At 67.0% G+C, this 7,541-nt stretch carries 5 protein-coding genes and 1 pseudogene; 2 read left to right on the forward strand and 4 right to left on the reverse strand.

All coding sequences use genetic code 11. The annotated features are described in order from the left end of the window. Window positions 1-101: 101 nt before the first annotated feature. Both RT567_RS06865 and purN read right to left on the reverse strand, forming a co-directional pair. Window positions 102-2,159: a M13-type metalloendopeptidase gene (locus RT567_RS06865; protein ID WP_313575268.1), complete on the reverse strand. Its 2,058-nt coding sequence runs from the start codon at window positions 2,157-2,159 to the stop codon at window positions 102-104. A gap of 116 nt (window positions 2,160-2,275) precedes the next feature. Further along, window positions 2,276-2,860 carry a phosphoribosylglycinamide formyltransferase gene (purN, locus tag RT567_RS06870; protein WP_313575270.1) on the reverse strand — a complete coding sequence of 195 codons (585 nt, stop codon included), beginning with the start codon at window positions 2,858-2,860 and terminating at the stop codon, window positions 2,276-2,278. 202 nt (window positions 2,861-3,062) lie between these two features. Here purN and RT567_RS06875 point away from each other — a divergent pair, with 202 nt between their 5' ends. Further along, window positions 3,063-4,655, forward strand: a complete 1,593-nt coding sequence (locus RT567_RS06875) for a S10 family serine carboxypeptidase-like protein (RefSeq protein ID WP_313575271.1) — start codon at window positions 3,063-3,065, stop codon at window positions 4,653-4,655. A 184-nt stretch (window positions 4,656-4,839) separates the two neighbouring features. Here RT567_RS06875 and purM read toward each other — a convergent pair whose 3' ends face one another. Further along, window positions 4,840-5,877 (reverse strand): phosphoribosylformylglycinamidine cyclo-ligase, encoded by a 1,038-nt coding sequence (gene purM, locus RT567_RS06880; RefSeq protein ID WP_313575273.1) that lies wholly within the window; start codon window positions 5,875-5,877, stop codon window positions 4,840-4,842. An 81-nt stretch (window positions 5,878-5,958) separates the two neighbouring features. Here purM and rnd point away from each other — a divergent pair, with 81 nt between their 5' ends. After that, window positions 5,959-7,113, forward strand: coding sequence for a ribonuclease D (rnd, locus tag RT567_RS06885; protein ID WP_125899783.1), 1,155 nt, complete (start codon window positions 5,959-5,961; stop codon window positions 7,111-7,113). A gap of 218 nt (window positions 7,114-7,331) precedes the next feature. On the opposite strand, the pseudogene RT567_RS06890 reads toward rnd, so the two are convergent. Next, window positions 7,332-7,541: pseudogene (locus RT567_RS06890) on the reverse strand (Ppx/GppA family phosphatase); the annotation flags it as partial.

The raw sequence follows: 7,541 nt of genomic DNA on the forward strand, positions 1-7,541 counted from the left end.
TATCGCCGCCGATCCACCTCCCCATGAAATGGGGAGGAGAAAAAAGGGCGTCGGCTGTGAAGCCGACGCCCTTTCCTTTTGCCCGTCGCCGGACGCGCCGCTTACCAGATGCGGGCGCGCTTATCGGGGGCGATGTATTCCGCCTGATCCGGGGTGACGCCGAAGGCGGCGTACCAGGCATCGATGTTGCGCGGCGGGGTGGCGGCGCGCGCCATGCCGGGCGAGTGCGGGTCGGTGGTCAGCTGCTCTTTCAGAGCCTCTTCACGCGACTTCTCGCGCCAGACCTGGGCCCAGCCCAGGAAGACGCGCTGTTCGCCGGTCAGGCCGTCGATCACCGGGGCCGGCTGGCCGTTCAGGCTGCGGTTGTAGGCGTCCAGCGCCATCAGCAGGCCGCCCAGGTCGGCGATGTTCTCGCCCATGGTCAGCTCGCCGTTGATGGGCGTGCCGGGGACCGGCTCCTGGGCGTTGTAGATGGCGCCCAGGGTCTTGGCGCGTTCCTCGAAGCGGGCGGCGTCTTCCGGCGTCCACCAGTCGCGCAGCACACCGTTGGCGTCGGTCTTGCGGCCCTGGTCGTCGAAGCCGTGGGTGATCTCGTGGCCGATCACGGCGCCGATGCCGCCGTAGTTGACCGCCGGATCGGCGTTCGGATCGAAGAAGGGCGCCTGCAGGATGGCGGCCGGGAAGACGATCTCGTTGCGCGGCGGGTTGTAGTAGGCGTTCACCGTCTGGGGCGTCATGCCCCATTCTAGCGGATCGACCGGCTGGCCGATCTTGCTGCGGTTCCAGGCCCAGTCGAAGGCGGAGGCGCGCTCGACGTTGCCGTAGAGGTCGCCCGCCGTCAGCTCCAGCCCGTCATAGCTGCGCCACTTCTCGGGATAGCCGATCTTCACGCCGAACTTGGACATCTTCTCGATGGCCTGCGCGCGGGTGGCGTCGCTCATCCAGTCGAGGGCCTTCAGGCGCTCGGTCATGGCGGCGCTGAGGTTGGCGACCAGTTGCTCCATCTGCGTCTTGGACGAGGCGGGGAAGTGCAGGCGGACGTATTCCTGACCCAGAACCTCGCCCAACTGACCGTCGACCAGGGCGACGCCGCGATTCCAGCGCGGGCGGTTCTCCGGCTGGCCGCGCAGGGTCTTGCCGCGGAACTCGAAGCGCGAGTCGACAAAGGCGTCGGACAGATAGGGGCTGGCCTGATCGACGGTCTGGAAGGCCTGCCAGGCCTTCAGCGTCTCGATCGGCGTGTCGGCGAACACCTGGGCGATGCCGGGGATGGCGGTGTTCTCCATCAGCACCAGGGTCGGCACGCTCTCGACCTTGGAGGCCTGCAGGAAGGCGGTCCAGTCGAAGCCCGGCGCGAAGGTCGACAGCTGCGAGACGGCGGTCGGGTTGTAGATTTTGTCGATCTGGCGACGCTCGACCGTGGTCCAGTGCTTCTCGGCGACCTTGGTCTCGAAGGCCAGGATGTCGGCGGCGGCCTGAGCCGGGTTGCTCCAGCCGGCGGCGGTCAGGGCGCGGGTCACATAGACGACATAGGCTTCGCGCTGGGTGGCGAAGTCGGGCTTCAGATAATAGTCGCGGTCCGGTAGGCCCAGGCCGCCCTGGCCCAGATAGGCTGAGTTGATGTTCGGGTTCTGTAGATCCTCGAACACGGCCACTCCGAACAGGGAGCCGCCGAAGCCTTCGTGGCTGGCGCCCATCAGACGGGCCATGTCGCTGTGGTTCGCGACGGCGCGGATGGCGGCCAGGTCGGCGGCCAGGGGCTGGGCGCCGAGCTGGTTTACACGGGCCTCGTCCATGAAGCTGGCGTACAGGGCGCCGACCTTGCGGGCGTTGTCGTTGGTCGGGTTGGCGGCGCTGGCCTCGATGATGGCGCGCAGTTGGGCCTGCGAGTTCTCATACAGAACGTCGAACGGGCCGAAGCGGGCCTTGTCGGCCGGGATCTGGGTGTCACGCAGATAGACGCCGTTGGCGTAGGCGTTGAAGTCGTCGCCCGGCTTCACCGTCAGGTCGCGACCGTCCAGATCAAAGCCCCACGGCTTGATCTCGGGCGCGTTGGAGGCGGTCGTGGAGGCGTGGGCGTGTTGTGCGAGGGTCGGTTGGGCCGTGAAGGCGAGGGCGACGGCCATGGCGGTGGCGCCCATCAGGCGGGTTTTCATCATCGGGTCTTTCCCAGTGGTGCAGGCATGCGCGATTGCGCCGCAAGGCCGGTGCATTCGTGCTTGCCGGCAAACTGCGCCCGCCTGCGACCTGCTGTCGCATTAAAAATCGTTAAGGATCAGGCGCTGCGAACGAAATCGGCGAGCGCCTGGGGATAAAGGCCGTGCTCCGCCGCCTTGACCCGTTCCGCCAGGATGTCGGGCGTGTCGTCGGGCAGGATCGGCACGCGCGCCTGGCCCAAAACAGGGCCTTCGTCGACGCCTTCGGTGACGATGTGGACGGTGCAGCCCGCCTCAAGGTCTCCGGCCTCGATGGCGCGGGCGTGGGTGTTCAGGCCGGGATAAAGCGGCAGCAGCGACGGGTGGATGTTCAGCATCCGGCCCGCCCATTTCCCGACCAGCCACGGCGTCAGCAGGCGCATGTATCCGGCCAGGGCCACGACCTGAACGCCGCGCTCGACCAACAGGGCGTCTAGGGCGCGCTCATGCGCCTCTCGGTTCTTGCCGAAGGGTTTGTGTTCGACGGTCAACGCCTCGACGCCCGCCGCCTCGGCCTTGGCCAGACCGCCTGCGCCCGCAATGTTGGAGACGACGACCACGACCTCATACGGCGCGTCCGCCGTCTGGCCCGCTGCGATCAGGCTGGCCATGTTCGAGCCGGTTCCCGAGATCAGGACGGCGACGCGGGTTTTGGCGACGGACATGGGCGGCTCGTGCGTTTGAAAAGGCGCGACTGCCATGCGGCCCCGACGGCGACTTAGCAAGAGGGACTTCAAGGCGAAGGGGAGGGCGCGTCGCCGCCGAACGAATGTCGATCAACTGACGCAAACTCCGTTGCTTCTTCGGAAACGGCGGCGCTAGCGTCGATCCGCCGGAGAGTCCGGCATCCTAGGGGGAGTATCCTATATGCGTCGTCTGTTGACCGCCGCCTGCGCTGCGGCCCTGTTGGCCGCGCCGGCCGTTTCCATGGCTCAGGAAGCCGCGTCCAGCGGCGGTTCGGGTCCGATCCGCTCGGCGGCCGAACGCCTGCGCAACGCCAACGCCGAACAGATCGAGAAGAACTGGGCCCGCGCCAGCGCCGATGAGCAGACGGTGACGACCAGCCACTCGATCACCGCCCACGGCCGCGCCATGCGCTACAAGGCCACGGCGGGCACCCTGACGGTCCGCAACGACGCGGGCATGCCGACGGCCAGCCTCTTCTATGTGGCCTATACGCTGGACGGGCAGCCGGTCGGTCGTCGCCCGATCACCTATATGTTCAACGGCGGGCCGGGTTCGCCGACGGTGTGGCTGCACATGGGCGCCTTCGGCCCGATGCGGGTCCAGACCGACGCTCCCGTGGTCGAGCGTCCGGGGCCGTTCAACCTGGCGCCCAACGACATGACCCTGCTGGACAAGACCGACCTGGTCTTCATCGACATGGTCGGCGCCGGCTATTCGCGCCCGCTGGGCGAGACACCGGGTTCGGCCTTCTGGGGCGTGGATCAGGACGCGGACACCTTCGCCCGCGCCATCATGCGCTACACGACCAAGTTCGACCGCTGGTCCAGCCCGAAATACGTGCTGGGCGAAAGCTACGGCACCCTGCGCGCCGGCGCCCTGGTGCATCAGCTGGAAGATCGCGGCATGTCGCTGAACGGCGTGGTCCTGCTGTCGTCGATCATGAACTACGGCGTGCGCCAGCCGGGCTATCCGCAGAACTTCGTCACCCTCCTGCCGACCTATGCGGCGACGGCCTGGTATCACAACAAGATCCCGAACAAGCCCAGCCTGGAGGAACACGTCCAGCGCGCCCGCGAATTCGCCATCGGCCCCTATGCGGCGGCTCTGTCGAAGGGGCACCTGATCTCGGACGCCGAGCGCGCCCAGATCGCCCAGCAGATGAGCGCCCTGATCGGCATTTCGCCGACGGTGCTGGATCAGGCCAATCTGCGCCTTGAGCTCAGCCCCTTCCGCAAGGAGCTGCTGCGCGACCGTCGCCAGACGGTCGGCCGTCTGGACACCCGCTATCTGGGCATTGACGCCAATGCGGTCGGCGGTTCGCCCGAGGAAGACCCCTCCAGCAGCGCCATCACCGGCGCCTATTTCAGCATCTTCCGCGACTATGTGGCCACGACGCTGAACTATCGGACGGACATGGACTATCGCCAGTCGGCGCGCGGCCTGCCGGGCTTCGACTGGGACTGGGGCCACCGCCCGCCGGTCGGCGGCCCGCAGACCACGCCGAACACGGCGGTCGACCTGGCCACGACCATCCGCCGCAATCCGCACCTGAAGGTACTGGCGCTGAACGGCTACTACGACGCCGCCACGCCCTTCTTCAGCACGGAGTACGACCTAGCCCAGATGATGCTGGAGCCGCACCTGCGCGGGAACCTGGAGTTCACCTACTATGAAGGCGGCCACATGATGTACACGGCCCGCCCGGCGCTGGAGCAGCTCTACACTGACATGGCCAAGTTCTACGACGAGACGCAGAACGGCGGCCTGCGCTAAGGAGATACCTCTCTCCGCTCGTCCCGGCGGAAGCCGGGATCCAGTCCTTTGGCCTTAGGCTCGGCGCTTGAGGTTCTCACTGGGCCCCGGCGTCCGCCGGGGTGAGCGGTAGAGAAATGCGAGCGCAGAAAAAAAGGCCCCAGTCGCTGACTGGGGCCTTTGTCTTATCCGAAGCGGCGACGCCTTACGCCGCCTGCAGTTGCCCGCAGACGAACGCCGTCTCGCCCGCGTTCAGCAGGGCGGCCAGTACCGGCTCGACGTTCTCGGGTGCGACGATCAGGATGAAGCCCACGCCGCAGTTGAAGGTGCGGCGCATCTCGTGATCCGAAATGCCGCCCGTCTCGCCCAGCCACTGGAAGACGGCAGGCATCGGCCAGGCGTCCCAGTCGAAGCTGGCTTCCAGGCCCTCGGCGATGCAGCGCGGCGGGTTTTCGATCAGGCCGCCGCCCGTGATGTGGGCCGCGCCCTTGATCAGGTCCGCCTTCATCAGCGGCAGCACCGGCTTCACATAGATGCGGGTCGGCTCCATCAGAGCCTGGGCCAGGGTGCAGTCCTTGGCGAAGGGGGCGTCGTCGCCCCAGGCCAGGCCGGACTTCTCGACCACCTTGCGGATCAGGGAATAGCCGTTCGAGTGCGGGCCCGATGAGGCCAGGCCGATGATGACGTCGCCCGGTTTCTGCTGGTCCAGATAGGGCAGCACCTTGCCGCGCTCGACGGCGCCGACCGAGAAGCCGGCCAGGTCGTAATCGCCGCCCGAATACATGCCCGGCATTTCGGCCGTCTCGCCGCCGACCAGGGCGCTGCCGGACTGGCGGCAGCCCTCGGCGATGCCGGCGACGACGCGGCGCGCGGCGTCCACGTCCAGCTTGCCCGTGGCGTAGTAGTCCAGGAACATCAGCGGCTCTGCGCCCTGCGCCAGCAGGTCGTTGACGCACATGGCGACCAGATCGACGCCCACGCCGTCATGGCGGCCGGTTTCGATGGCGATCTTCAACTTGGTGCCGACGCCGTCCGTGGTGGTGACGATCAGCGGGTCTTCAAAACCGGCGGCCTTGAGGTCGAACAGGGCGCCGAAACCGCCCAGCGAGGCCTCTGCGCCGGGGCGGCGTGTGGACTTGGCCAGGGGCTTGATCGCGTCGACCAGCTGTTCTCCGGCGTCGATATCCACGCCTGCGTCGGCGTAGGTCAGACCGTTTTTCAGGGCCTCAGGGGTGTCGCTCATCGGTCACGGCTCGAAATCGGGGGCGAAAATATGTCGCGGCGCTCTTGCCACGACGGCGTCGCGCGGGGCTATAGCATCGGAATGACGCCAATCACCACCAATGACGCGCTGATCGCCTTCTGCGATCGTTTGGCCAAGGCCCCGTACATCACCGTTGATACGGAATTTATGCGGGAAACGACCTACTGGCCCAAGCTGTGCCTGATTCAGGCTGCGGCTTCACCTACGGACGCCGCCATCATCGATCCGATGGCGGAGGGGCTGGATATGACGCCCTTCCTCGACATCCTGCGGGACGAATCGATTCTGAAGGTCTTCCACGCCGCCCGACAGGATGTGGAGATCTTCAACAAGCTGGGCGCCATGCCGCGCCCGCTGTTCGACACCCAGGTCGCCGCCATGGCCGCCGGGTTCGGCGACCAGGTTAGCTATGAGGCCCTGGTGCGCCAGATGCTGCGCCAGGAACTGGACAAGGGCAGCCGCTTCACCGACTGGGCGCGCCGTCCGCTGTCGGATGCGCAACTGACCTATGCGCTGGGCGACGTGACGCACCTGTCGGCCCTCTATCCCAAGCTACGCGACCGGCTGCAGAAGGAAGGCCGTCTAGACTGGGTCATGTCGGAAATGAGCGCGGTCACGGACCCGGCGCTCTACGACACCTCGCCCGAGAACGCCTGGAAGCGGCTGAAGCCGAAGAAGTTCAACGCCAAATACCTGGCCGCCTTCGTCGCTGTCGCCGTCTGGCGCGAGCGCGCGGCCCAGGAACGCGATCAGCCGCGCGGCCGCATCCTGAAGGACGAGGCCATCGACGAGATCGCCGTCCAGGCCCCGACCGACCCGGACGCCTTCAATCGCCTGCGTTCGGTGCCCAAGGGCTTTGGCGGCTCGCGTCTTGGGCTGGAGCTGGCGGCGGAGCTGAAGCGCGTTCTGGCCGATCCGGAAGCCCATGCGCCCAAGCTGGAGCGTCCGGCCAACAACCAACCGGCGCCGCCCTCGGTGGTGGAACTGCTGAAGGTGCTGTTGAAGGCCAAGAGCGACAATGCGGGCGTGGCGGCCAAGCTGATCGCCACGGTCTCCGACCTGGAGAAGATCGCGCTGAACGACAATGCCGACGTCGAAGCCATGAAGGGCTGGCGTCGCCAGTTGTTCGGCGAGGACGCGCTGAAGCTCAAGAAGGGCGAGATCGCCCTGGTGCTGAACGGCGCCCGCGTCGAAGTGGTCGAGATCGAGGGCTGATCAACCCTCTCCCGGCGGGAGAGGGCTTGAGCGCACGAGAGCGTTAGCGATCGTTCTTGCGCGAAAGGGTGAGGGGCTTGCCCTGTCAGTCGGCGTAAGCTGCGGCATGACTTCAGCCACGGCCTTCGGCCGACTTCACCCGCGAACCCTCACCCTTTCGGCTGGCGGATCGCCTTCGGCTCTCCGAGCCTCAAGCCCTCTCCCATCGGGAGAGGGTTTCAGATTTTCAGCGCCAGATCCATCGCTTCGGCCAGGGCCTTGGCCCGGCGTTTGGTCTGTTCGCCCAGCAGCATGTCGGCGTAGCCGTTGGCGGCGGTGACGCGCAGGGCGCCTTTCTCGACCGTGGCCGTGGCGTTCGCCAGCAACTGCGGCGAGCGGCCGGACAGGTCGCAGGCCAGCCGCATGGCCAGGCCCAGGGCGCGGGCGCG

The sequence above is a fragment of the Brevundimonas sp. genome (assembly GCF_032107865.1).
GTDB lineage: Bacteria > Pseudomonadota > Alphaproteobacteria > Caulobacterales > Caulobacteraceae > Brevundimonas.

Excerpts from the sequence above, each read along its gene's own strand:
- RT567_RS06865 (WP_313575268.1), bottom strand. The coding sequence starts at position 2,159 with ATGATGAAAACCCGCCTGATGGGCGCCACCGCCATGGCCGTCGCCCTC.
- purN (WP_313575270.1), bottom strand. The coding sequence starts at position 2,860 with ATGTCCGTCGCCAAAACCCGCGTCGCCGTCCTGATCTCGGGAACCGGC.
- RT567_RS06875 (WP_313575271.1), top strand. The coding sequence starts at position 3,063 with ATGCGTCGTCTGTTGACCGCCGCCTGCGCTGCGGCCCTGTTGGCCGCG.
- purM (WP_313575273.1), bottom strand. The coding sequence starts at position 5,877 with ATGAGCGACACCCCTGAGGCCCTGAAAAACGGTCTGACCTACGCCGAC.
- rnd (WP_125899783.1), top strand. The coding sequence starts at position 5,959 with ATGACGCCAATCACCACCAATGACGCGCTGATCGCCTTCTGCGATCGT.